The organism is Halobellus rarus (assembly GCF_024494595.1).
In the GTDB taxonomy this organism is placed as follows: Archaea; Halobacteriota; Halobacteria; order Halobacteriales; family Haloferacaceae; genus Haloquadratum; species Haloquadratum rarum.
This window is the reverse complement of the sequence record NZ_JANHDI010000002.1, coordinates 201,333-223,896: the sequence shown is the minus strand read 5'-3', so window position 1 is coordinate 223,896 and position 22,564 is coordinate 201,333. Positions and strand designations below refer to the sequence as shown.

Here is a 22,564-nt window from a genome sequence, read left to right as displayed (position 1 = left end):
CGGCTCGCCGAGCCTCTCGTTCCGGCCGTCCGCGACATCTTTTATACCGAGACGGCGCAAGATGGGTGCGTGATCGTCGTCGCGACAGACGACTTCGAGCTGTACCACGACGTCGTCGACGAACTGAGAGAGCGCGGGGTGGCGTTCACCACCCGGGAACCGGGCGCGGAGCTACCCGAGCGAACGCGGGTGGTGATCCGTTCGCCCGAGGACGGAGCGGTCGCCGAGAGCGATGGTCCCCCCGTCACTGACTCCGGCGACGGCGATCCGCCGGGTGCGAAGAGCGTCGACACGGTCGTCGCGACGGCCGAGGAAGCCCGCCGGGCGGTCGAGGAGGCGGTCTCGATCCTCCGGGGCGGCGGCGGTCGGACGGTCGTCGGTGTCGACCCCGGCACGCGTCCGGGGATCGCTGTCCTGACCGGCGAGACGGTCGTCGCCGCGTTCCAGGTCCCGCTCGCGGACGCCGTCGAGACGATCCGCGGGGAGGTCGCGGACGCCCCTGACCCGCTGGTCCGGGTCGGCGACGGGGCGCGGCTGCAGGGCTCGCAGTTGGTCAACGACCTCGACGACGTCACGGTCGAACTCGTCGACGAGACGGGGACGACGCCGTATCTCGGAACCGGCGCGCGCGGGATGGGCGACGTGCTCGCGGCGGTCAACATCGCGCGACTCTCCGGGGAGACGACGAGCTCGCGGGAGATCGATCCGACCCCGGGAGAGCTCCAGCGCATCAAGGACCGCTCGCGCGAGGCCTCCAGCGACGGTCGCACGATCGACGAGGGACTCGCCCGCCGGGTCGCCGCCGGCGAACTCACCGTCGAGGAGGCGCTGACGACCCACCGCGAGCGCGGCGACGGGGGACCGGAGGAATCGAGGGACCGGTAGCGACGAAACGGCCCGTACCGCCGGAACGACCAGTCACGACGAAACGGCCCGTACCGCCGGAAGGCGGCCTCACTCGGCGTCTCGAACGGCCTCCTCGGCGCGGCGGACGACCTCTCGGACGGGCAGGTCGGTCGCCTCGGCGACAGCGACGGCGTCGTCGTACTCGGCGCTGTGGTCGTAGACTTCCCCGTCGGCGTCGGTTGCGACCTTCACCGCGATTTCGTAGCGCTCGCCGTCGATGTCGAGTTCGGCCGTCTGGAACCCGCGGGCGGCCACCCAGCGGTGCCCCGCGCCGTGCTCGCGGACTCCCAGCGTCCCCGTCTCGACGGCGAGCCGATGGGCGACGCGCTCGGCGTCCTCGGGCTTGACGACGACCTTCACGAGGTGGCCCGGCCGAGACTTCTTCATCGTCGCCGGCAGGACGCTCACGTCGCGCGCGCCGGCCTCCCGGAGGGTCGACTGGAGGCTCCCGAGAATCTCGGGAGTGGCGTCGTCGAGGTTCGTCTCCAGGACGGTGATCTCCTCGCGGTCCAGGCGGTTTCCGCCGTCGCCGACCAGCGCGCGCAGTACGTTCGGCCGGTCCGGGAAGTCGTAGCCGCCCGCGCCGTAGCCCGCGGCGTCGACGTTCAGCGTGGGGAGCGTTTCGACGCCCTCGGCGACGTGCGCGAGGATCGCCGCGGCGGTGGGCGTGAGCAGCTCGGCGTCGACCGGACCGCCCTTCAGCGACCAGTCCGCCTCGGTCGCGATCTCGACGACGGCCGGGGCCGGGACCGGATACTCGCCGTGGGCCATCGACTGCGTGTCGCCGCCCGTCGCGAGCGGCGTCGTCACGACCCGCTCGACGTCGAGGTCATCGAGGAGAAGCACGACGCCGACGACGTCCGCGATGGCGTCGTCCGCGCCGACCTCGTGGAAGTGCGTCGCGTCGAGGTCGGTATCGTGGACCGTCGATTCGGCCTCGCCGAGACGACGGAATATGGCCTTCGCGTCGGATTCGACCGCCTCGGGAAGTTCCATCGACTCGACGATCTCGACGACCTCGGCGTACGTGCGGTGCGGGCCGTGACCCTCCGCGGGGGTCGCGTCCGAGCCGTCGTGACCGTGTGCGTGGCTGTCGCTGTGGGTATGGGAGTGGTCGTGATCGGCGGGGGAGTGATCGTGATCGGCGGGGGAGTGATCGTGATCGGCGGGGGAGTGATCGTGATCGGCGTGAGTGTGGCTGTGCGAATGGTCGTGCTCGTGGCCGTGGCTGAAGTGGTATTTGTGCCCGGGTTCGGCGTCTGGTTCGGCCCCGCGGTCGTCGCTTCCGCCGTCCCGTTCGTCGGTCTCCGGCTGCCGTCCGTCGTTCTCGTGGTCGATCAGCACCCGAACGCTCGTGGCCGCGATCCCGTTCTTGTCGACGGTCTCGACGTCGTAGCGGACGTCCAGTGCGTCCTCGACGGTGGAGAGCGCGCCCCGGTCCGCGCCGGCCGCCAGAAGCGCGCCGAGCAGCATATCGCCGCTGGCACCCATCCGGCCGTCGAAGGCGAGTGTGCGCATACGCGAGCACTCGATCCGGGGAGCCAAAGGTCCACGCATCGATGCCGCTGTCGGTAAGGATTTGTATCCCCGAGGACAACATTGTCATAGCGTGTCACGCCCGGGCGAGGGCTCCGCGTCCGAACCGACGCAGGAAAGGACTTAACCCCGGTCGTGACCGACTGGCGGGACGTATCCCCGCGACCCAATCATGAACGAAGTTCAACTCGAAGTGGCGAAGGCGTACCCGAACGACTCGGGCCGCGGCATCGCCCGTCTCGACCCGGACACGTTGCTCCACCTGAAGCTCTCTCCGGGCGACATCATCGAAATCGAGGGCGCCGAGACCACCGCGGCGAAGGTGTGGCGCGCGGACCGACAGGACTGGAACACCGACACGGTCCGTATCGACGGCTTCACGCGACAGAACGCCGACGTCAGCATCGGCGAGCGCGTGACGATCCGAAAGGCCGAGGAGACGAAGGCCGAGAAGCTCGTGCTCGCGCCGCCGGAGGAGGCGAGCGTGCAGTTCGGCTCCGACGCCGCCGGGATGGTCAAACGGCAGATCCTCAAGCGGCCGGTCGTCGAGCGCGACATCGTCCCGGTGATGTCGTCGACGAACCACCCCTTCATGCGATCGCCCGGCCAGGCGATCCCGCTCATCGCGGTCGAGACCGAACCCGACGGCGTCTGCCTCGTCACCGAGGACACCGAGGTCGAACTCCGCGAGGAGCCCATCTCGGGCTTCGAGAAGACGGGCGGCGGGATCACCTACGAGGACATCGGCGGCCTCCAGAGCGAGATCCAGCGCGTGCGGGAGATGGTCGAACTCCCGATGAAGCACCCGCAGATCTTCAAGAAACTCGGGATCGAACCGCCCCAGGGCGTGCTGCTCCACGGACCGCCGGGAACCGGGAAGACGCTCCTGGCGAAGGCCGTCGCCAACGAGACCTCCGCGAGTTTCTTCTCCATCGCGGGCCCGGAGATCATCTCGAAGTACTACGGCGAGTCCGAACAGCAGTTGCGCGAGATCTTCGAGGACGCCACCGAGGAGTCGCCGTCGATCATCTTCATCGACGAACTCGACTCGATCGCGCCGAAGCGCGACGACGTGACCGGCGAGGTCGAGCGCCGCGTCGTCGCCCAGTTGCTGACGATGATGGACGGCTTAGAGACCCGCGGGGAGGTCATCGTCATCGCGGCGACGAACCGCGTCGACAGCGTCGACCCGGCGCTCCGCCGACCCGGCCGGTTCGACCGCGAGATCGAGATCGGCGTCCCCGACGAGACGGGGCGAAAGGAGATCCTCCAGATCCACACCCGCGGGATGCCGCTGTCGGACGACGTCTCGCTCGATCACCTCGCCGACGAGACGCACGGCTTCGTCGGCGCCGACATCGAGTCGCTGACGAAGGAGGCGGCGATGAAGGCCCTCAGAAGATATCTCCCGGAGATCGACCTCGACGAGGAGGACATCCCGCCGAGCCTCATCGACCGGATGATCGTCAAGCGCCAGGACTTCCAGGGCGCGCTCGCGGACGTCGAACCCTCCGCGATGCGGGAGGTGCTCGTCGAACTCCCGAAGGTGTCCTGGGACGACGTCGGGGGACTCGAAGATCCGAAACAGACGGTCAAGGAGAGCGTCGAGTGGCCGCTGACCTCCCAGGACCGGTTCGAGCGGATGGGCATCGACCCGCCGAAGGGCGTGCTCCTCTACGGCCCGCCCGGCACCGGGAAGACCCTCATCGCGAAGGCCGTCGCCAACGAGACGAACGCGAACTTCATCTCGGTTCGAGGGCCGCAGCTGCTCTCGAAGTGGGTCGGCGAGTCCGAGAAGGCGATCCGGCAGACGTTCCGGAAGGCCCGACAGGTGAGCCCGACGATCATCTTCTTCGACGAACTGGACAGTCTCGCGCCCAGCCGCGGGGGCGAGACCGGCAACAACGTCTCCGAGCGGGTGGTCAACCAACTGCTCACCGAACTGGACGGGTTAGAGGAGAACGGCGACGTGATGGTGATCGCCGCGACCAACCGGCCGGACATGATCGACCCCGCCTTAATCCGCTCGGGCCGGTTCGATCGGTTGGTGCTCATCGGCCAGCCCGAGGAGGAGGGCCGCGAGCAGATCCTCAAGATCCACACCCGCGACTCGCCGCTCGCGCCCGACGTGAGCCTGCGCGAGATCGCCGAGATCACCGACGGCTACGTCGGCTCGGACCTCCAGACCATCGCCCGCGAGGCGGCCATCGAGGCGCTTCGCGAGGACGACGACGCCGAGGAGATCGAGATGCGGCACTTCCGACAGGCGATGGAGACCGTCCGGCCGACAATCACCGACGACCTGCTGGAGTACTACGAACAGATGCAGGACCAGTTTAAGGGCGGCACCCGCGAGGAGTTCGGCGGGCGTCGCGACGGCCGGATCGGGTTCCAGTAGGACCTCGGACTTTTCTCAGATTCCGCCCGGGTCGGTGTCGGACACTAGACAAGACGATAACGCCGGCGTAACCACCTGATGCCGGTGTCCGCGAGAGGTTAAGTGGCTCACGATCCTCTCGTCGGGTGTCGAAACCGACACGCCACAACAAATGTCCCAGCAAAAATCCGACTACGTAGACGACACCGAAATCGACGAAACGCTCGACGGACTCGCCGACGACGAAACCATCGAGGAGGCCGTAGCGAACCTCGAAGAAAACGGATTCGAGGTCATCGTCGTCGACTCCGCCGACGATGCCCTCGAAACGATCCAATCACAGATTCCCGCGGGCGCGTCCGTGATGAACGGTCACTCGACGACGCTCGAAGAGATCGGGTTCGACGACTACCTCTCGGAGGGCGACCACGAGTGGGAGAGCCTCCCGGATCAGATCTGGAGCATCGACGACGACGAGGAGCGCCAGGCCGCCCGTCGCGACTCCCAGACGGCCGACTACTTCCTCGGCGGCATCAACGCCGTCTCCCAGACCGGCGAACTCGTCGCCGCGGACCTCTCGGGCAGCCGGATCGGCGCGTACCCCTTCGCCGCGGGCAACGTCCTCATCGTCACTGGTGCGAACAAGATCGTGCCGACGCTGGAGGACGCGCTCGACCGACTCGAATCCGTCGCCTACCCGCTGGAGAACGAGCGGGCCCAGGAGGCCTACGGCGTCGAGTCCGCCATCGCGAAGCAACTCATCTTCCGCCAGGAAGTCGAAGAGGGCCGCACGACGGTCGTGCTCGTCCGCGAGCAGTTGGGTTACTGAACGACGCTGCCGTCTGCCGCCGGCGCTTCACCTGACGATCGTCACCGGCACCGGCGACCGCCGGGCGACGTGTTCGGCGACGCTCCCGAGCACTAATCGCGAGACACCGCGGCGGCCGTGACTCCCGACGACGACGTGGTCGACGTCGCGTTCGCGCGCCGCCTCGACGATGGTGGCCGCGGGCCGGCCGACCTCTATCGCCGTCTCGACGTCGCCGTCGGTCTCCAACCGGGCCCGGGCTTCCTCGAGTATCTCCTCGGACTCGGCCTTCGCCTCCTGGTACCACTCCTCGGAGCCGCTCGGAAGGACGCCGGCGCGGTATCCCGCCTGAACCGGGTTGATGACGTGCAGGAGCGTCACGGCCACGTCGTCCCACTCGGTGGAGACGAACCCGACCGCGTGCAGCGACTGCGGCGAGCCGTCGACCGGGACGAGCACGTGTTTCGGCATAAGTCCGGATACAGCGGCGGGGTACAAAAAACGGGCCCCGAGGATGGCTTCTGGTCTCCCAGACGCTGGCGGCCTCGAAGGGTGTTATAGATGAGTTGTTACGGTGTTTATTCCACGATCTCACAGCCGAATCTGTTGTGAGAACCTGCCTGCACACCCACCTTTTGCGCTGTGGGCTGCCTACGGCAGCCCTCGTCTACGGCGCGCCCAAGCGCGCCGTACGGCCAGCGAGACGGCTTTGCCGTCTCGCGCTGGCAAAAGCTGGACCAAAAGCACTGCGTCACCCCCTCAGCGCGGCGTTGCCGCGCTTCGAGGGTTCCTTGGCCCGCTCGCTCACTTCGTTCGCTCGCGGTACGTAGGTCCCCTGTACTGAGCGATTCCCGTGTAAATGTGGTAACTCTTCTATGACTCTCTCGGCCTCGGCCAACCCCTTACCGAGACGCCCGCTTCACTCGCCGTGACGGGTGAGACAGACCGGGAGGCCGACGAGCTCGACCGGTTCGGAGTTGTCCGGGGAGTAGACGACGAGTTGGCCCTTCTCCATATACGGGACCTTGTCCTCCAGCGCCGGCGGGATGTTCACGCTCTTGATCGCGTCCTCGTCGCCGAGGTTGAGCACCAGCCGGGTGTTGATCTGTTTGAACACCGACTCGGCGACGTCCTGGGGGTCCTGCGTGACCAGAAAGAGCCCCAGCCGCTCCTTGCGCCCCTGCTTGGCCGCCTCGGTGAACTTCGAGATGACCTTCCGCGCCTGCACGTTGTCGGCGTCCGCGAGGAAGTTGTGCGCCTCGTCCATCCCTAGGAGGAGCGGCGTCTCCTTGATCCGCTCGGAGTCGGGGGCGTTCGAGAGTTTGTCGTCGATCAGCATACTCGACACGGCGAGGACGAACAGCTCCTTCGCGCGGCTGGTCGAGAGGTGATACGTCGGGATCACCGTCAGCCCGCCGGGGCGGACGAGTTCGTGATCGAGTTCCGTGATCGGTCGCGCCGACTGGTCGAAGACCCCGTCGGGAACGCCGTGAACCCGACGCTTGACCGCGTCGAACGTCGCCTCGTGGACCCGACCCGATTCGTCGAGTTCCTCTCTCAGCGCGGGGTCGTCGAGGAACGTCAGAAACTCGTCGTAGGTGCCGCCGTTCCCGTACTCGCGGAAGAACCGGTTCAGCAGTTGCATCAGAGCGGGGTACTGGTTCTCGTTGAGGCTGCTCCCCGCGACGAGCCACGGGCGGTCCCGGGCCATCGAGAAGGGGACGGTGAACTCCAACTGCTCGGCGCGGTGGTTGTCGCCGCCGTACGGGACGCCGTCCTCCTTCGGCACCAGCGCCAGCGTGTCGTCGTGGCCGCCGTGGACGATGCCCTCGCGCTCGTAGCGCCGCGCGGTCGACTCGTCCATCGAGGGGTTGTCGTCGTGCATCTGGGCGTACTCGTCCTGCGGGTCGAACTGGACGACCGCCAGCCGCGCCGACCGGCCGTCGTCCATCTCGTAGGTCCGATCCTCGGCCAGCAGTTGCCGCAGGACGTTCTTCGTCGCGTGCGTCTTGCCCGAACCGGTCCCGCCGGCGACGAGCGTGTGCCGGAACACCAGCGGGTCGCCGTCGGCGTAGTCGTCCCTGAGCCGGTAGTCGATCGTGGGCGGCTGTGCCGCGGTTCGGACTTTTTCCCCGCCGACCGAGAGGTGACCGAGGAAGACTCCGTCGGAGGGGATCGCGAGCCCCGTCTTGATCTGCGCGGGGTCGGTCGCCTCGGCGACGACCGCGCCGGGCTTGGGGACCCGATCGACCATCCGGCGCTTCAGCGCCTCGACGGCGGAATCGCTGCCGGGTTCGTCGCCGTCGGTGTCGCTCCCGATCTCGGTGCCGCCGGCTTCGCTCTCGTCCTCGAACAGCACCGCCAGCGGCGCGAGCGACGCGACGAACTTGTAATCGCGCTCTTCGAACCCGTCGCGGCGCATCGCCCGCCGGGCGTGGATCTCGGTGGCGTCGTCGGTCTGGAACTCCTGGGCGTACTCCAGGGCGGTGATCCGCGAGAACAGCAGTTCGCCGTCCGGATAGGGGACGAGCAGGTACTTCCCCAGGCGGACGCTGTCGCGGTTGTCGGTGGTGACGTACGCCCGCAGCGTCGTCTCGTCGCCGTCCTCCGCGACCCGGAGCCCCTGTGAGACCGCGATCGCGCCGAGCCCGCGGTCCTCCCCGGCCGGAGAGACGTCGTAGCTCTCGAACGCGTCGTCGCTCGGGCCGGGCTCGGCGACGCCATCGCCGTCGGAAGCCCGGTCACCGTCGGCTCCGTCGACGTTCCCGCCGCCGTCGCGCTCGTCGCTCCCGCGGCTCGCGTCGTCTGCCCCGGACGCGGCGTCGCCGACGGCCGATCCTCCCCCGCCGCTTTGCCCCGAAGAACGGTCGTCGCCGCCGGGCTCGAAGTCACCGAGATCCATCTCGTCTCGGTACAGCGTCGGGAGCGACTAAAACGCCTCGCCCGGCGCCCCACCCGCAGATCCGCGTCAGCCGTTCGTCTGCCGCGCCGCTTTTCCCCGCCGGGATCCAAGTCCGGGTATGCTTTTAATACGCGGTCACGCCGGAGGGACCACGCTCACGGGAACGGTCTTCGAGCGGGGAGAGCGTGCGCCCTCCTACAAGGGCGCACCCGACGAGGACGCCCCGTACGTCTGGGTCTGCGACGAGTTCTACGAGGTCGAGAGCGGCGGCTCGGAGACGACGATCGACGGCGAGACGGTCAACGTCGCCTTCGAGTCGCCGATGCCCCGCGGCTTCGAGACGCGCGAACGGGCGATCGAGGCCGCCAAAGAACACGTCCGCACGCAGTTCGCCCGCGTCGGCGTCCCCGAGTCGGAGGTGCGGATCGAGGTGATAAAGGAAGAGCCGGGAGCGGAACACTCCTGATCGCGGAGGGCGGCCACTCGACCGAATGCTCCTCTACTGCTCGACGCCTCTCCACTGCGCCCTCTTGTTGATCGACGCCTCTCCACTGCACCCCCTCATTGATCGACGTCGCCCCATCGCACGTCGTCGTACCGCTTGACCTCGTCGGTGTCGAGGGTCTCCGCGAACTTCTGTCGTAGCGAGGACTTCTCGCGGGCGCTGATCTTCGCCAGTTCGTCGGCCTTCGCGACGGCCTCGGGCGGGCCGCGGTTGGCCGCGACGTCGCCGAGGATCTGTCGCGTGATGGCTTCCCTGATCTCCGCGTCCCGGGCGAAGGCGTAGGGCGTCTCCACGCGGTAGCAGACGTCCGTCCGCGGTTCGTATACCGCGAAGAAGCACTTCTCGTACAGCTTCGGGTCCAACTCCCGCTCGATGCCGTAGGCGTCGCCGTCGGCCGCGACGGTGGCGTCGACGCCGCCGCGGGAGACGAACCAGTTCGTGAACGTCAGTTCGTCGGTCCGTCGGCCCTCGACGCCGCGCGTGGATTCCCCGTGTGATCCGGAACTACCGTCCGACTCTCGCCGTTCGAGCAGTCGGGTGAAGAAGGCCGCGTCGTCGGTCCAGGGGACGTCGAACTCGGCGTCGCCCTCGCGGAGCGTGCCGACGATCCGCTTCGAGGCGGGGTTCTTGACGAACCCGCAGAGGGGGACCTCGCGCTCGACGAACGACTCGACGAGTCGGATGTAGTTCTCGACGATCGAGCGGGGTTTCAGCTCCTCTGTGAGCGCTCTGAGTTCCGCGTCGCGCTCGCGCCAGTTGAGCAGTTCGACGGGGTACAGCGGCCCGTCGAGCACGAGCAGGTCGGCGACCTCGTCGGCGTGTTCGAGCGCGTGGGAACTCTCGGCGAGGTAGAGCGCGAGCGCGTGGACGATTCCCTCCGCGTAGCGGTTCACCCGCGGCACCTGCAGCACGCGCCACCGGCAGTATCCCTCGTCGACCTTCCGCCAGGGCTCGTCGATCGCCGCCGTCTCGTCGGTGACGTGCGTCGCGGCGACGATGCTCCGGTGCCGGTGGAGGTCGAGGTCGGAGGGCACGGCCGCCATCGCGGCCTGCGCGAGGTCGAGGACCAGCCCGTTCTTGAACGTCGTGGGGTTGATCGTCCCCGAGTCGAGGCCGTGGACCGTCTCGAACGGCGGCGACGCCAGCGCGACGTCCTCGGTGTCGACCGCGCGCAACCGCTGCTCGCCGATCGGTTCGAGGACGGCCCGTCCGTCGGGACCGTACAGCGGGTCGAGGAAGTTTTCCCAGATCCGCGAGGCGACGTCGACGTGGTCGGTGTCGTCCACGCGGCTCGCGAGGTACGCCGCGAGGTCCGCGATGCTGTCGACGTGGACGGGATCCAGTGTCACGTCTCCCACCTCACGATGAGACGAGAAAAGTCATACGTCCTGGGCTCCTGCCTCCGGACGTGACGATAACCGCGGTGGGGTTCGACCTCGACGAGACGCTCGCCGTTCCGACCAGGGACCGAGCGGCGATCCTGTCCGACGCCACGGAGCGCGCAGACGCCCCGTCGCTGACGCGTGAGGCGTACCTCGACGTCCACGGCCGACACCTCACGAGCGACAGTCGAACGCCGATCTTCGCCGATCTGCTCTCGGAGCACGATACCGACGCCGATCCGGAATCGCTCGCGAACGCCTATCGGCGAGAGATCTCGAACGCGATCGCTCCGATCCCGGGTGCAGAGGCGTTTCTCGAGCGCCTGCGAGCGAAGTACCGAGTCGGCCTCCTCACCAACGGGCCGCGGGTGGCCCAGCGCGACAAACTGGCGACGCTCGGCTGGACGGACGCCTTCGATTCCGCGCTCGTGACCGGCGACCTCGAAGCCGGTAAGCCCGATTCCGCCGCCTTCGCCGCGCTGCTCGACGCGCTCGGAAGCGACGCCGAGGAGACGGCCTACGTCGGCGACGACGTCGACGCCGACATCGCGGGCGCCGACGCCGCCGGCCTCGTCCCGATACAGGTGCTCTACGAGGGCGGTCCGGAGCCGTCGCCGCGCGCCGCGGAACACGTTCCGCGAGAGCGCCTGATCGATCGGCTCCCCCGACTGCTCGAAGCGTTCTGAACGGCTCGGCCCCCGTGTTTCACCGCGACTGCCCGGAGCCGTCTCAGTCGTCGGGACCCGCCGCGACCGCCCGGAGCGCCGGGAGCAGCCACTTCACCTGCGCGCCGTCCTCGACGAACACGAGCGCCCGCGGCGGCTCCACCGCCTTCGGCCGGACGCGGAGCCCTTCCGCGCTGGCGACCTCCGCGACGGCGTCCGCGGCGGCCTGGAACTCGACGCGGACCCGCTCGGGCTGGACGAACACGCTCGCGACGCGCTCGCCGTCGCGGTCGATCGAATACGCGAACGCCCCGTCCGGCGTCGGTTCGACGTCCGGGTCGGCGTCGGTCACCGTCAGCGCGTCGAGGTCGTCGCCGTGGCCCGTGACCTCGCTCGCGAGAAACTGCGCGATCCGACGCCCGCTCGTGAGTCGCTCCTCGACCATACCGGCTGCTTCTCCGCGGGGAGAGAAGAGCGCTCCGTTCGCGGATCAGTCCCCGTTCTCGAGATCGGACTTCGCACTCCGTGCCGCGTCGCCGACGTCGACGCCCTGCTGGCGGGCGTACAGCGCCGCGGCCGCTTCGACGGAAACACCGAGCCGTCGCTGGCGCTCGTTCACGGCCGCGACCGCGTCCTGTTTGTCGTGACCGGCCGCGACGAGCGCGTCGAGAATCCGCTCGAACGCCGACTGCTCGCGGAGGATGGATTCGTCGGGTTCGTACTCCTCGGGCACGTCGACCGCGGGCGGGTCGAACTGCGCGACGACGTCGCCGTCCTCGCGGGCGAGCAGTCCGCGACCGGCCGCGATATCGATGAGCCGCTTCGCCTGATCCGGCGAGAACCAGCTCCGATCCAGCGAGAGCGCGACGACGAACTCCCCCTCGCCCAGTCGCGTCGTCCCCTGCTGTTTGAACGGGACGGCGACGGCGACTTCGAGGCTCATACCCAGTAGGCGAGCGTCGACCCCCAAGGACCCCTCGGTTTCCGCTCGACCGGCGGACGTTCTCCGTTCACTCCCGGGAGGAGCGGATCCGGTCTCGAGCGGCGGATTCCGATTTCAGCGGCGGATCCGTTCAGGACGACGCGTCGTCGTCGCCTCCGGAGCACCCGCCCTTGAGCGCCCACAGGACGAGGAATACCCCCTCGACGCGGGCGGCGGTGTAGACCCACGGACGGAGTTCCGCGTCGTCCGTCGTCGCCAGCCCCATCCAGAAGTCGACGAGTCGACGCGGAGCGATCAGTTCGACGATGCCGAGGACGAGGGCGATGGCTCTGAGTACCATATCTACATATTGTCCGCTATAGGTGATAGATCCTCGTCCGGTTTTCGACCCGTGGGAACGTCGAGCGCGTCACGTCCGGACAGAACCGGGCGGTCACTCGGTGAGCGTGATCGTCGCGCCCGCCGCGATCGGCTCGACGAGGCCGTCGATGACCACGTCGGGGTCCTCGAACGAGCCCTGGACGGCGACTCGCTCGCCCGCTTCCGGTCGCTCGCTCGCCTCGCCTCCGGATACCTTCGAGAGCGCGTCGACGTGCGAGTGGGTTCGATCGCCGACCGCCAAGAGCGGGTCGGTTCCCCCGACGCTCGTCGGATGGACGGCCGGGTTCTCGCTCCAGACCTCCGTCTCCCAGTGGGTCGTCGTCGCCGCCGTCGGCGGGTCGCCGTAGACGACGAGGTGGTGTCCGGGGGGCAGATCAACGGCCGCTTCGCGGTCCGCGGGCGCGACCACGACCCGGGGGTCGGTCGACGCGAGGGTGTCCGAAAAGCGCGTGACCGCACCGAGTTGGGCCGCACCGTAGAAGGTGAGAACCGGTTCGGGAAGCGGGTCCGGAACCACGAGGACCTCCGTTCCGCGACGGACGCCGAGGTGCCGAAGGACGTTGCCGATCTTGTACGTCGTCGTGACGAAGTTGTGGTAGCTGTACGTCCGGTCGACGTTCTCCGCGCGGAGTGCGACCCCCGAGGTTCGTCGATCGCGAGCGACGAGCTCACCGACCGTCTCGGGATCCGAGAGGGGCGGCGGGTACTCCTCACCGGCGTTGGACTCTCCGGTGGATCCGAGGTCAGACGATCCCTCCGGATCTGGATCGGGATTCATACCGGCACTCGGCCGGCGGGGGGCAAAACGGCGTCGGCCGAGCACGACGACCTGTGAAGGTCACCCCTCGTGAACGGGTGAACGTCCACTCCTACGTGGTGTATCTCGCCGCTGCGGGTCTCTGTGTGCCACGTTCCATCGCCGGCGATCCCGACGTCTCGCCCACTGTCGGTCAGGGAGCCCCCGCGACCACCAACGTGCTCGCCTCGTCGGCGGTCAGTTGTCGACTCGCGTCGCCCGCCACGCGGAGAGCGTCGCCGGCGCTCATCGTCACCTCGTCGCCGTCGACGTCCATCGTCGCCGCGCCCTCGACCAGATAGTACACCTCCTCCTGACCGTCGTCACCGTGGTCGTGTTCCATTCCGGTCCACCCGGCCTCGGCCTCGATGACGGTGAGTCCGAGGTTCTCGCAGTCGAGCTCCTCGCGGAGGAAGTACATTCCGGGTGCCTTCTCGTCGCCGTCGGTGTGGTTCGCTTTCGTGTACGACATCGACAGTCCATTCGGACGAGAGCGACGTGAAAGTGAGGGTCCCGGTGGTTCTCCGGGGGGGAGCGACTTCCCGCCGTATCTTTTTGTCCGCGGCGGTCGAAACCGACGTACGAGACCAGCCGATGACGGAGGGGTTCAACGTCGTCCACCCGGAGACCGTACCGAAAGAACAGTTCAATACCTGCGAGACGTCGGTCCGAAAACTGACCGAGCGGCTCGAAGCGAGCGAACTCAGGGTGAATCAGGTCCTCGTCGAACCGGGCGAGGTGACGGCCAGCCAGTGGTGAGTCGAGACGACATCAAAGCGCTCTACGGAGAGTGGAAAACCGCCTTCCCCGATCTGCGCGTGGAAGTCGAACACGGAGTAGTGGAGGGAGACACAGTGATGCAGTACATAACGATGCGTGGCACGCACGAGGGACCGTTCCGTGGCATCGAACCGACAGGCAACGAGATTGCAGTTCCGGGGGTCCATATGCGCCGAGTTCGGGACGGTGAAATCGTGGAGACGGCCTCCGTTGCAGGAATGGCGACGCTTCTGGGACAGATCGGAGTTGAACTTCCCATCGAGGCATAACGCGACTCCGAGTTCGGTAGTCCCTCGTGAGAGTCGCTACCCGTTCTCCGTACCGACGAAGCCCGATCCGACCTGTGACCGCTCATCTTCGACGCACTGAGTATATCCTCCGGAATCAGCCCACGTTTCTGCCAGAGTTGGTAGCGGTCTGGTCCACTCGGGGAGGGCGTCACGAGCAAACGCCTATCAGAGGAACTTCAGCGTAGGCCGGGAACGCGCCCGAAGAAGCGGAGGAGTCGGAGGAGTCGACGGGCAGAAGCCTCCGCGTCCTCTCCGGAGGGGACGAACGTCATTCCCCGGTTCCGTGCGATCGTCTGGGGAACCGTGTACTTCAGGAGCCCCTCAGGCCCGTGTCGGCGTCCGGTTCCAGATCCTTTCGTTCCGCCCATCGGTGCCGCGGGCGCGGCATACCCGACCGCGTAAGCGTCGTTGATGGCGACCATACCAGCATCGAGTCGGCGCGCGACCGATGCGCCCCGTCGTCGGTCGCTCGTCCAGACGCTCGCATTCAGTCCGTATGGCGTCTCGTTCGCCCGTTCGATCGCCTCCTCGGCATTTTCGGCCCGGTAAACGGCGACGACGGGGCCGAACGTCTCCTCGGTGTACAGCGTCATATCCTCTGTGACGTCCACGAGGACTGTCGGTTCGTATACCATCGGACCGACGTCGGGCCGGGCCTGGCCGCCCGTCAGGGCTGTCGCTCCCTTTGCCACGGCGTCATCGACGTGCGCCGCCACCTTCGCGAGGTGAGCCTCGGAGATGAGCGACCCGACCTCCACGTCGTAGTCGAACGACGCGCCGAGGGTGAGCCGTTCGATCCGTTCCGTGAATCGTGCGAGGAACTCGTCGTAGATGGCGGCTTCGATGTAGATCCGTTCTGGGGCCATACAGACCTGCCCGGAGTTCCCGAAACACCCCTGAACCATCCGTTCGAGCGTCGCGTCGAGGTCAACGTCAGCGAGGACGACCATCGGGTTCTTGCCGCCGAGTTCGAGCGAGTAGCCGATACCCCGTCGACTGGCCCGTTCGCCGATCTGTCGCGCCGTCCCCGTGCTCCCTGTGAACGAGACGAAGTCGACGGTATCGACGATTGCAGCGCCAGCCTCCTCGCCCGTTCCGGTCACGACGTGGAAGGCGTCCCGCGGAAGTCCCGCCTCGTAGAGTAGTTCCGCCCCGGCAAGGGCACTGAACGGCGTCTGCTCGGCCGGTTTGACGACGACCGCATTGCCCGCGAGGAGAGCCGGAAGCGCATCACCGACGGTCAGGTCGAACGGGACGTTCCACGGACCGATGATCCCGACGACGCCGACCGGGCGGTGTCGGACCCGGACGGCGGTCACTCCGGGAATCGGCCCGGCGCGACGGACTTCCCCGAGGACGTCTTCGCCGTGTCGAGCGTAGTATCGCGCTATCTCGGCGAGGACGTATATCTCAGAGAAGCAGTGATATCGGGGTTTACCGCCCTCAAGTCCGATGAGGTCACAGAGGAACGCCTCACGGTCAAGAACGAGTTCGCGGAACCGCCGAAGGACGGCCGCCCGGTCGCGGATGCTCTGCTCGGCCCACGCGGACTGGGCCGTCCGTGCCCGGTCAACGGCGGCTTCGACGTCGGCGGCGGTTCCAGCCGGAACGGTCGCCAACTCCTCGCCGGTGAACGGCGCGACGACCGGGAGACGCTCGCGGTCGGTTTCGTCGGCGAGCGTGATGAGCGTCTCAAGTCGGGAGAGCGTCTCCGGTCGAACCCGTGTGGTCCACGGTAAACGCTGCGTGGAGCTGTCCGGGTTCGGTTGGGACGATGCGAACGAAGGCATAACAGTAGATATTCGACTCCTGACAGCATAAATACCACTTAGCACGGCACAGCGTTTGACTGAGCGTCGGGTAGAGCGGGTCTTCCCTCGTCCTTGAGGCGGTTAGGACGCCGGGCGCGGGACGTCCGCTCGGAGTTCCTCGTCATACAGAAGGTAGTACATCCGTGCGAGGCTGAACACGCCAGGGACCGCGACGAAGGCCCACGTGAACGGTGGCGCCCCTCCGAAGAGGACCTCGTACGCAGCGACGAGGAAAATAAGCGTTCCAACGGTCTGCTCGAAGAGGAGATACGTGCGGACCTCTGCGTACGTCCGAACGCGACTTGCGAGGAGCGAGCCGACGGTAGTCGCGAGGAGGGCACCACCGAGGAGCCGAGCGAGCGTTACGTCGACCGCCGCCCAGCCGACCAGTTCTGCCCACACGACCGGGATGAAGATGAGCGGAAGCGTCGCTCCGGCCACGACGAGCGCATGGAGTCTGAAGACCGTACGGAGTCCGGCTGGTAAGACGTGTTCGTTCGAAGTCATCTCCAATCAACACGTACAGGCGTAGAGCGGATAAACACTCCTACGGTCGTACTCACCCGAGAACGGATCCGGGCGCTTGGCCGTGGGCAAAAGGTCCTTACGATGGTCCGTGTCTCGTGTCCGGTAGTTGAGTTACGAACGATCCGGCGACGGTCACATCGTCTGCCGCCTGTCGTTCAGTGAGCCACGGAGAGTGACGAGCATCTCAGCCGAAAATTCGGAGCAGTCCCAACGCCCAGCGGACGACCTCGGAGAGGGCGAAGACCCCGCCTTCGAGGCGTGAGAGCTTTCGTCCAGACCACAGAGCGGCGACCATAACGACCGTGACCACCGTCAGCCAGAGGAGGCTCTCTATGGCCGCGCCGCCGACAGAGAGCCGACGGAGGACTGCCGCGAATCCGAGGATTCCGAGCGTGTTGAAAATATTGCTGCCGACGACGTTCCCGACAGACATCCCGATGTGCCCTCGCCGGAGTGCAACGAGCGACACCGCGAACTCCGGCGTCGACGTTCCCGCCGAAACGATTGTCCCACCGATGACCCAATCCGAGATTCCCGCACTGCGGGCGATCACCGACGCGGCTTCGACCATATAGTGCCCGCTAATCAACACGATGGCTAACCCCCCACCAAGTACGAGGGCCTCCCGTCCCCGGAATGACACTGCCTTCACGACCGCTTCAGATACGCGTGACTCCGGATACTCGGTGTCGAGAGCAGGCGTTGTTCGCTCGTCTCGGATCATATAGACCGTGTAGACAACAAACAGTCCGACGAGTACAAGCCCCTCAGCACCGGTCACGGTCTGATCGAACAGAACTGCGAAGCCGGCCAAGGTCGCAAGAATCAGTGCGATCCCGTCCCGATGGAGGAGTGACCGCTCGACCGGAATGACCCGGAGGAGCGACACGACGCCGAGAATGAATGCGAGGTTGTAGATGTTCGACCCGACAACGTTGCCGACAGCGATGTCCCCGAATCCGGAGAGAGCAGCGTCGCTTGTCACGACGATTTCCGGCATCGAAGTCCCGATCGCAACGATTGTTAGTGCGATGGTCGTCTCAGAAACGCCGAGTCGTTGAGCCAGCTTGACGACCGCGTCTACGAGTGCCCGAGCGCCGATCCACAACCCGAAGACGGCCCCGACGATGATCGCGAATTGAACGACGATTCCGCCTTGTGCCATGTCACCGCACGGTTCTGAGGGGAGGACATTAAATTTCGATGTGCACGTGGCTTTCTCGCGCTCTCTGTTTGCGCTGCACGCTCACCTTTTGCTGCGGGCAGCTTAGCCGCCCGCAGCAAAAACTGGACCAAAAGAACTGCGAGCCTCCCGCTGGTCGGCTCTTGACCTCGTCTTCGGCGAGTGAGCCGGCTACCGGGAACTCGAAGAGCCCACCGGGTCGCCGGATTCTGATCTCTCGATTCGCTCAATGGTTGACTTTCATTGAGCATCCGCGAGCCGGGCGAGACTGCTGGCCTCGCTGAAAGCCAGCGCGGTGCGGTGGCGGGGGAGCGACTATTCTCCCCGCCGACGAGCGGCCGAAGGCCGTGACGTCGGCGGTCTTTTTCCCTCTAGGTTTTTGCACGGTGGGTTCCCGCAGCGAACGCAGTGAGCGAGGAAACCCACCGCACAAAAAGGTAGAGTTAGAAGGAATTCTTGATCTTCTCGAAGAAGCCCTCGTTGACGTCGACGTCCTCGCCTCCGGCCTCGGCGAAGGCCTCCAAGGCCTCCTTCTGCTCCGTGTTGAGGTTGTCGGGGGTCACCACCTGCACATGGACGTAGAGGTCGCCGTGGCCGCGCCCGCGGAGGTGCGGCATCCCCTCGTCACGGATCCGGAACTCCTCGCCGCTCTGGGTGCCCGCCGGGATTTCCAGTGCCGTCGTCCCGTCGACCGTCGGGACTTCGATCGTCGCGCCGAAGACCGCCTTCGGGAACGAGATCGGGTGGCGGTGATAGAGGTCGTCGCCGTCGCGCTCGAAGTCGTCGTGGTCGCGCACGGAGACGTCGATGAGGAGGTCGCCCTTCGGACCGCCGTTCTCGCCGGGCGCGCCCTCCCGTTCCATCCGGAGCGTCTGGCCGTCGCGGATCCCGGCGGGGATGTCGACCGAGAGTGTCGCCTCCTCGCGGGTGACGCCGTCGCCGCCGCAGATCGAACACGTCTCGCTGTAGGTCTCGCCGGTACCTTCGCAACGACGGCACGTCTGGGTCTGTTGCACGCGCCCGAGCGGCGTGTCCCGGACGGTCGTGGTCTGTCCCTGCCCGTTACACTCCGGACAGGTGTTGACGTCGGCGTCAGCGGGGTGGCCGCGGCCGCCACACTCCGAACACTCCTCCGGGCGGGTGATCGTGAACTGCTTTTCGACGCCCTCGTAGACCTCTTCGAGGTCGAGGGTGACCTGAGTGCGCAGATCCTGCCCCTGTCGCGGGCGGTTGCGCCCCCTGCCGCCGCCCCCGCCGCGACCGCCGCCGAAGAACTGGTTGAAAATGTCCTCGAAGGGACTTCCCTGGCCGCCACCGCCGCCCATCCCGCCGAAGGGGTTGCCCTGGCCGCGGCCGCCGCCGGCACCGCCGCCGACGCCGCCGCGCTTTTCGGCCTGTTCGAAGCGCTCGTGGCCCAGTTGATCGTACATCTGGCGCTTCTCGTCGTCGGTGAGGACCTCTTTGGCCTTCTTGACCTTCTTGAACTTCTCCTCGGCGTCGGCCTCCTCGGAGACGTCGGGGTGATACTCCGCGGCCTTCTTCCGGTAGGCCTGCTTGATCTCGTCCTCGGTGGCGTCTCGGGAGACACCGAGAACGTCGTAGAAGTCCTCGCTCATTCGTTGTGAGAGTCGTAAACGATTGAGCTACTTCAACTGAACGGGTCGGAGACGACGGGGAACCGGATCCACAACCGCGACGTCCTCCCACGCACCTGTCGCGACGTCCTCCCTCGCACCTGTCGCGACGTCCGCCCCCGGGCTTTTGTACTCGCCGGAAGAGAAGCCGGTATGAAAGCCGTCCAGTTCTCGGAGCACGGCGACCGCGACGTCATCGAGTACGGCGAGTTTCCCGGCCCCGAAATCGGTCGCGACGAGGCCCTCGTCGACGTGAAGGCCGGCGCGCTGAACCACCTCGACGTCTGGACCCGACGCGGGCTTCCGGGGCTCGACCTGTCGTTACCCCATATCCCCGGCAGCGACATGGCCGGGGTCGTCACGGAAGTCGGCGAAGACGTGTCGCGCGTGGCCCCCGGCGATCGAGTCGCACTCCTCGCCGGTGTCCGCGGCGACGGCCGAGACGTCGAAGCGGGCGGGGGGACCGCGTCCCGGCGGCGGGACGACCCGACGCTCTCGCCCGACTTCCACATCATCGGCGAGCACGCCCGCGGCGTCCACTCGGAATACGCCGCCGTCCCCGCCGAGAACCTCGTTCCCGTCCCCGAGCACGTCGCGTGGGAAGTCGCCGCGGCGGCACCGCTCGTCTTCCAGACCGCCTGGCGGATGCTGATCCACCGCGCGGACGTGCAGGCCGGCGAACGCGTTCTGGTGCACGGCGCGTCCGGCGGCGTCGGCCACGCGGCGGTGCAGATCGCCGACCACGCCGGCTGTGAGGTGTACGCGACCGCCTCGTCGGCCGAGAAACTCGAACACGCGGCCGACTGCGGCGCGGACCACGGCATCGACTACGAGGCGGTGGACTTCGCCGGGGAGATCTACGACCTGACCGACGGGCGCGGCGTCGACGTCGTCGTCGACCACGTCGGCGAAGCCACCTACGAGGATTCGCTGAAGAGCCTCCGGAAGGGCGGCCGGTTCGTCACCTGCGGGGCGACCACGGGGCCGAACCCCGACGCCGCGCTGAACCGCATCTTCTTCAATCAACTGGAGATCATCGGCTCGACGATGGCGACGCCAGAGCAGGCCGAAGAAGTCCTCGAACTCGTCTGGGACGGCGTCCTCGAGCCGCGGATCCGAGAGACGCTACCGATGAGCGAGACCGCCCGCGCCCACGAGCTGATCGAGAACCGGGAGGGCTTTGGCAAGGTAGTCGTAATCCCAGACAGTGAACTCTGACGACGGGGGATACGTCCATCGGCCGGGTGAGACCGAGACGGCCGCCGGGGCCCGGGAATCGGAATCGGAGGCGGACACCGACGGCTTCGGCGGGCGCGGCTGGGTTCTCGTCGCCGTCCTCGTCGTCTGTCTGTTGATCGTCCCGGGGATCATCTACGTCCGACCCGGGATCCTCTCGGCGATCGGAATCCCCTACATCGCCTCCTTGCTCGTTCTCCCGCTGCTTCCCGCCGCGGCCCTCGGTCTCACCGCCGTCTGGGCGATGACGGCGGCGACGAACGACGAGTGACGTGGGTCGTCGTGGTCGAGTAAGTCCCCCTGGGTCGACCCCGCTGATTGCGCTTCGACTTGTAGTTTGCCGGAAAGACTTATTATCGTGTATGTGTGACAACCTCTCGCACAGATGTTCGAAACGTTCTCCACCGGCTACTACCTGGGACGGCTGTACGTCGAACCGGCCGACCGGGACGTCCCCGCGATCCAGCGGGCGGATCACGAACGGGTGAACGAGCACCTCTACGGCGACGAGGGGCTCTTCCGCACCGACGCGCCGCTGGTGATGAAACTCGACAGCGGCCACATTCCGGTGCTCGGCGACGACGACGTTCCCTCCGGAACGCTCGTCGTTCCCGAGTCGGTCACCGGCGGCGATCTCCCCGCAGAGCGCGACGTGCTGTTGGCGAAATCCGACCGCGCCGCGGAACTGCTCAAATATTCGGGCTATCGGTTCGGCGACGACAGCGCCGTGGCGTGATCTGCCGCCGCGGCGGGATTCGTCCCGACGGTGTCGTAGATCGCTCGCCTTCGTCCCCGCCAGGACCGCGACTCATTCACCTCCGTCCCGCCAGGACCGCGACTCACTCGCCCTCGGCGCTCACCAGTTCGTCGTACCGCGCGCCGGTCTGCTTCAGCGTCTCCGTCGAGTAGAGCCGCTCGTGGTCGACCGGGAGATACTCCGCCGCGAGTTCGTCGATCTTCTCGTCGACGGCGTCGCCCTCGCGGCCGTGGATCATCGTGAAGAGGTTGTAAGGCCACTCCTGGTCGGGCCGGCGGGGTCGGTGATAACAGAGCGTGACGTACGGCAGTTCGCCGACCGCCTCCCCGCGAGCGTCGAGTTCGTCGTCGGGCACGTCCCAGACGACCATACAGTTCGCGTCGAAGCCGGTGACGACGTGGTTGACGATACAGCCGATCCGTTTGATGCACCCGTTTTCGAGCAGTCGATCGACGGCGCCGATCACGTCGTCGACGTCGGCGTCGAGACCGCCGGCGTCGAGCGCCGCGGCGACGTCCCGATACGGTGTCGCCGACAGGGGGAATCCGTCCTGGATCTCGACGAGGAGGTCGGCCTCCAGTTCGGTCAGGTCCCCGGCGGCCTCCTCGGAGATCCGCGTCGCCGACGCGTCCGTCGAGGAGAGGCTCTCGCGGGCGAAGGAGTCGTCGTTGACGACCGGAAACTCCAGATCGATGTAGTAGTCCGTGAGCATCGGGAGGTTCAGCACCGCACACCCCGTTCGCTCCTCTATCTCGTCGAGGATCGCGTCGCGCTTCTCCCGGGAGGCCGCGGTGACGACGAACCACATGTTCCACTCGTGGTCGCGGCGGTAGTTGTGGTTCACCTGCCGGTAGCCGTTGATCACCGTCGCGATCTCGTCGAATCGCTCTTCGGGGGCCGAGACGGCCGCCAGCGTCGAACTGCCGATGACGGGGGGGTTCAGGACGGCACCGAACCGGCGGAAGATCCCCCGCTCGCGCAGCCGACGCACGCGGTCGAGGGCCTCGTCCTCCCCGATTCCGAGGTCGTCGCCGACGACGCGAAACGGCCGCTCGACGACGGGAAAGCCGCTCTGGTACTCGTCGACGAGCGCGGCGTCGACGTCGTCGAGGTCGGCGCGCCAGTCGTCCTCCAGTGCACTCAT

Annotated in this window: 24 protein-coding genes; 10 read left to right on the top strand and 14 right to left on the bottom strand. The window is 67.1% G+C overall.

The annotated features are described in order from the left end of the window. Positions 1–69 precede the first annotated feature (69 nt). On the top strand, positions 70–885 hold the full coding sequence (locus NO876_RS04310) for a hypothetical protein (protein WP_256420448.1): 816 nt from the start codon (positions 70–72) through the stop codon (positions 883–885). 69 nt (positions 886–954) lie between these two features. Here NO876_RS04310 and larC read toward each other — a convergent pair whose 3' ends face one another. After that, complete coding sequence (gene larC / locus NO876_RS04305) at positions 955–2,424, bottom strand: nickel pincer cofactor biosynthesis protein LarC (protein ID WP_256420447.1); 1,470 nt, start codon at positions 2,422–2,424, stop codon at positions 955–957. A 190-nt stretch (positions 2,425–2,614) separates the two neighbouring features. Between larC and NO876_RS04300 the strand changes: the two genes are divergently transcribed. Then, positions 2,615–4,840: a CDC48 family AAA ATPase gene (locus NO876_RS04300; protein ID WP_256420446.1), complete on the top strand. Its 2,226-nt coding sequence runs from the start codon at positions 2,615–2,617 to the stop codon at positions 4,838–4,840. A gap of 151 nt (positions 4,841–4,991) precedes the next feature. Beyond that, positions 4,992–5,648, top strand: coding sequence for a lactate utilization protein (locus NO876_RS04295; RefSeq protein WP_256420445.1), 657 nt, complete (start codon positions 4,992–4,994; stop codon positions 5,646–5,648). A 27-nt stretch (positions 5,649–5,675) separates the two neighbouring features. Here the strand turns inward: NO876_RS04295 and NO876_RS04290 are convergent, their stop codons facing one another. Next, the gene (locus tag NO876_RS04290; protein ID WP_256420444.1) at positions 5,676–6,098 is read right to left on the bottom strand and encodes a universal stress protein; all 423 of its coding nucleotides are present in this window, start codon (positions 6,096–6,098) and stop codon (positions 5,676–5,678) included. Positions 6,099–6,546: 448 nt separating this feature from the next. After that, positions 6,547–8,529, bottom strand: coding sequence for an ATP-binding protein (locus NO876_RS04285; RefSeq protein ID WP_256420443.1), 1,983 nt, complete (start codon positions 8,527–8,529; stop codon positions 6,547–6,549). Between the two features lie 118 nt (positions 8,530–8,647). On the opposite strand from NO876_RS04285, the gene NO876_RS04280 reads away from it, so the two are divergent. Then, on the top strand, positions 8,648–8,995 hold the full coding sequence (locus NO876_RS04280; protein ID WP_256420442.1) for a DUF7113 family protein: 348 nt from the start codon (positions 8,648–8,650) through the stop codon (positions 8,993–8,995). A gap of 95 nt (positions 8,996–9,090) precedes the next feature. Here NO876_RS04280 and NO876_RS04275 read toward each other — a convergent pair whose 3' ends face one another. After that, a complete protein-coding gene (locus tag NO876_RS04275) occupies positions 9,091–10,383 on the bottom strand; it encodes a DNA double-strand break repair nuclease NurA (RefSeq protein WP_256420441.1) in 1,293 nt (430 codons plus the stop codon). A 59-nt stretch (positions 10,384–10,442) separates the two neighbouring features. Here NO876_RS04275 and NO876_RS04270 point away from each other — a divergent pair, with 59 nt between their 5' ends. Continuing rightward, complete coding sequence (locus NO876_RS04270; protein ID WP_256420440.1) at positions 10,443–11,102, top strand: HAD family hydrolase; 660 nt, start codon at positions 10,443–10,445, stop codon at positions 11,100–11,102. A gap of 43 nt (positions 11,103–11,145) precedes the next feature. On the opposite strand, the gene NO876_RS04265 is transcribed toward NO876_RS04270, so the two are convergent. From NO876_RS04265 to NO876_RS04245, 5 genes are all read right to left on the bottom strand, one after another. Further along, positions 11,146–11,526 (bottom strand): DUF7993 family protein, encoded by a 381-nt coding sequence (locus tag NO876_RS04265; RefSeq protein ID WP_256420439.1) that lies wholly within the window; start codon positions 11,524–11,526, stop codon positions 11,146–11,148. Positions 11,527–11,571: 45 nt separating this feature from the next. Next, positions 11,572–12,024: a DUF2240 family protein gene (locus NO876_RS04260; protein WP_256420438.1), complete on the bottom strand. Its 453-nt coding sequence runs from the start codon at positions 12,022–12,024 to the stop codon at positions 11,572–11,574. Positions 12,025–12,154: 130 nt separating this feature from the next. After that, entirely contained in the window at positions 12,155–12,364 is a 210-nt protein-coding gene (locus NO876_RS04255; RefSeq protein ID WP_256420437.1) for a hypothetical protein, read from the bottom strand. 93 nt (positions 12,365–12,457) lie between these two features. Continuing rightward, complete coding sequence (locus NO876_RS04250; RefSeq protein ID WP_256420436.1) at positions 12,458–13,183, bottom strand: AMP-binding protein; 726 nt, start codon at positions 13,181–13,183, stop codon at positions 12,458–12,460. A 172-nt stretch (positions 13,184–13,355) separates the two neighbouring features. Next, positions 13,356–13,673 carry a cupin domain-containing protein gene (locus NO876_RS04245; RefSeq protein ID WP_256420435.1) on the bottom strand — a complete coding sequence of 106 codons (318 nt, stop codon included), beginning with the start codon at positions 13,671–13,673 and terminating at the stop codon, positions 13,356–13,358. Between the two features lie 122 nt (positions 13,674–13,795). Between NO876_RS04245 and NO876_RS04240 the strand changes: the two genes are divergently transcribed. Continuing rightward, a complete protein-coding gene (locus NO876_RS04240) occupies positions 13,796–13,960 on the top strand; it encodes a hypothetical protein (RefSeq protein WP_256420434.1) in 165 nt (54 codons plus the stop codon). After that, positions 13,954–14,250 carry an ester cyclase gene (locus tag NO876_RS04235; RefSeq protein ID WP_256420433.1) on the top strand — a complete coding sequence of 99 codons (297 nt, stop codon included), beginning with the start codon at positions 13,954–13,956 and terminating at the stop codon, positions 14,248–14,250. Before NO876_RS04240 ends, NO876_RS04235 begins: the two co-directional genes overlap by 7 nt. 197 nt (positions 14,251–14,447) lie before the next feature. Here NO876_RS04235 and NO876_RS04230 read toward each other — a convergent pair whose 3' ends face one another. From NO876_RS04230 to dnaJ, 4 genes are all read right to left on the bottom strand, one after another. Beyond that, positions 14,448–16,061 (bottom strand): succinic semialdehyde dehydrogenase, encoded by a 1,614-nt coding sequence (locus NO876_RS04230; RefSeq protein WP_256420432.1) that lies wholly within the window; start codon positions 16,059–16,061, stop codon positions 14,448–14,450. Between the two features lie 102 nt (positions 16,062–16,163). Next, complete coding sequence (locus tag NO876_RS04225; protein WP_256420431.1) at positions 16,164–16,589, bottom strand: hypothetical protein; 426 nt, start codon at positions 16,587–16,589, stop codon at positions 16,164–16,166. Positions 16,590–16,794: 205 nt separating this feature from the next. Further along, positions 16,795–17,775 carry a calcium/sodium antiporter gene (locus NO876_RS04220; RefSeq protein ID WP_256420430.1) on the bottom strand — a complete coding sequence of 327 codons (981 nt, stop codon included), beginning with the start codon at positions 17,773–17,775 and terminating at the stop codon, positions 16,795–16,797. A 461-nt stretch (positions 17,776–18,236) separates the two neighbouring features. Next, positions 18,237–19,409, bottom strand: a complete 1,173-nt coding sequence (dnaJ, locus tag NO876_RS04215) for a molecular chaperone DnaJ (RefSeq protein ID WP_256420429.1) — start codon at positions 19,407–19,409, stop codon at positions 18,237–18,239. Between the two features lie 171 nt (positions 19,410–19,580). Between dnaJ and NO876_RS04210 the strand changes: the two genes are divergently transcribed. From NO876_RS04210 to NO876_RS04200, 3 genes are all read left to right on the top strand, one after another. Continuing rightward, on the top strand, positions 19,581–20,645 hold the full coding sequence (locus tag NO876_RS04210) for a zinc-binding dehydrogenase (protein ID WP_256420428.1): 1,065 nt from the start codon (positions 19,581–19,583) through the stop codon (positions 20,643–20,645). Continuing rightward, positions 20,635–20,934, top strand: coding sequence for a DUF7977 family protein (locus tag NO876_RS04205; protein ID WP_256420427.1), 300 nt, complete (start codon positions 20,635–20,637; stop codon positions 20,932–20,934). The genes NO876_RS04210 and NO876_RS04205 overlap by 11 nt, the downstream gene beginning before the upstream one ends. A 114-nt stretch (positions 20,935–21,048) precedes the next feature. Beyond that, positions 21,049–21,399, top strand: a complete 351-nt coding sequence (locus NO876_RS04200; RefSeq protein ID WP_256420426.1) for a DUF5802 family protein — start codon at positions 21,049–21,051, stop codon at positions 21,397–21,399. A 103-nt stretch (positions 21,400–21,502) separates the two neighbouring features. Here the strand turns inward: NO876_RS04200 and ahbB are convergent, their stop codons facing one another. Then, positions 21,503–22,564, bottom strand: a complete 1,062-nt coding sequence (gene ahbB, locus NO876_RS04195) for a siroheme decarboxylase subunit beta (protein WP_256420425.1) — start codon at positions 22,562–22,564, stop codon at positions 21,503–21,505.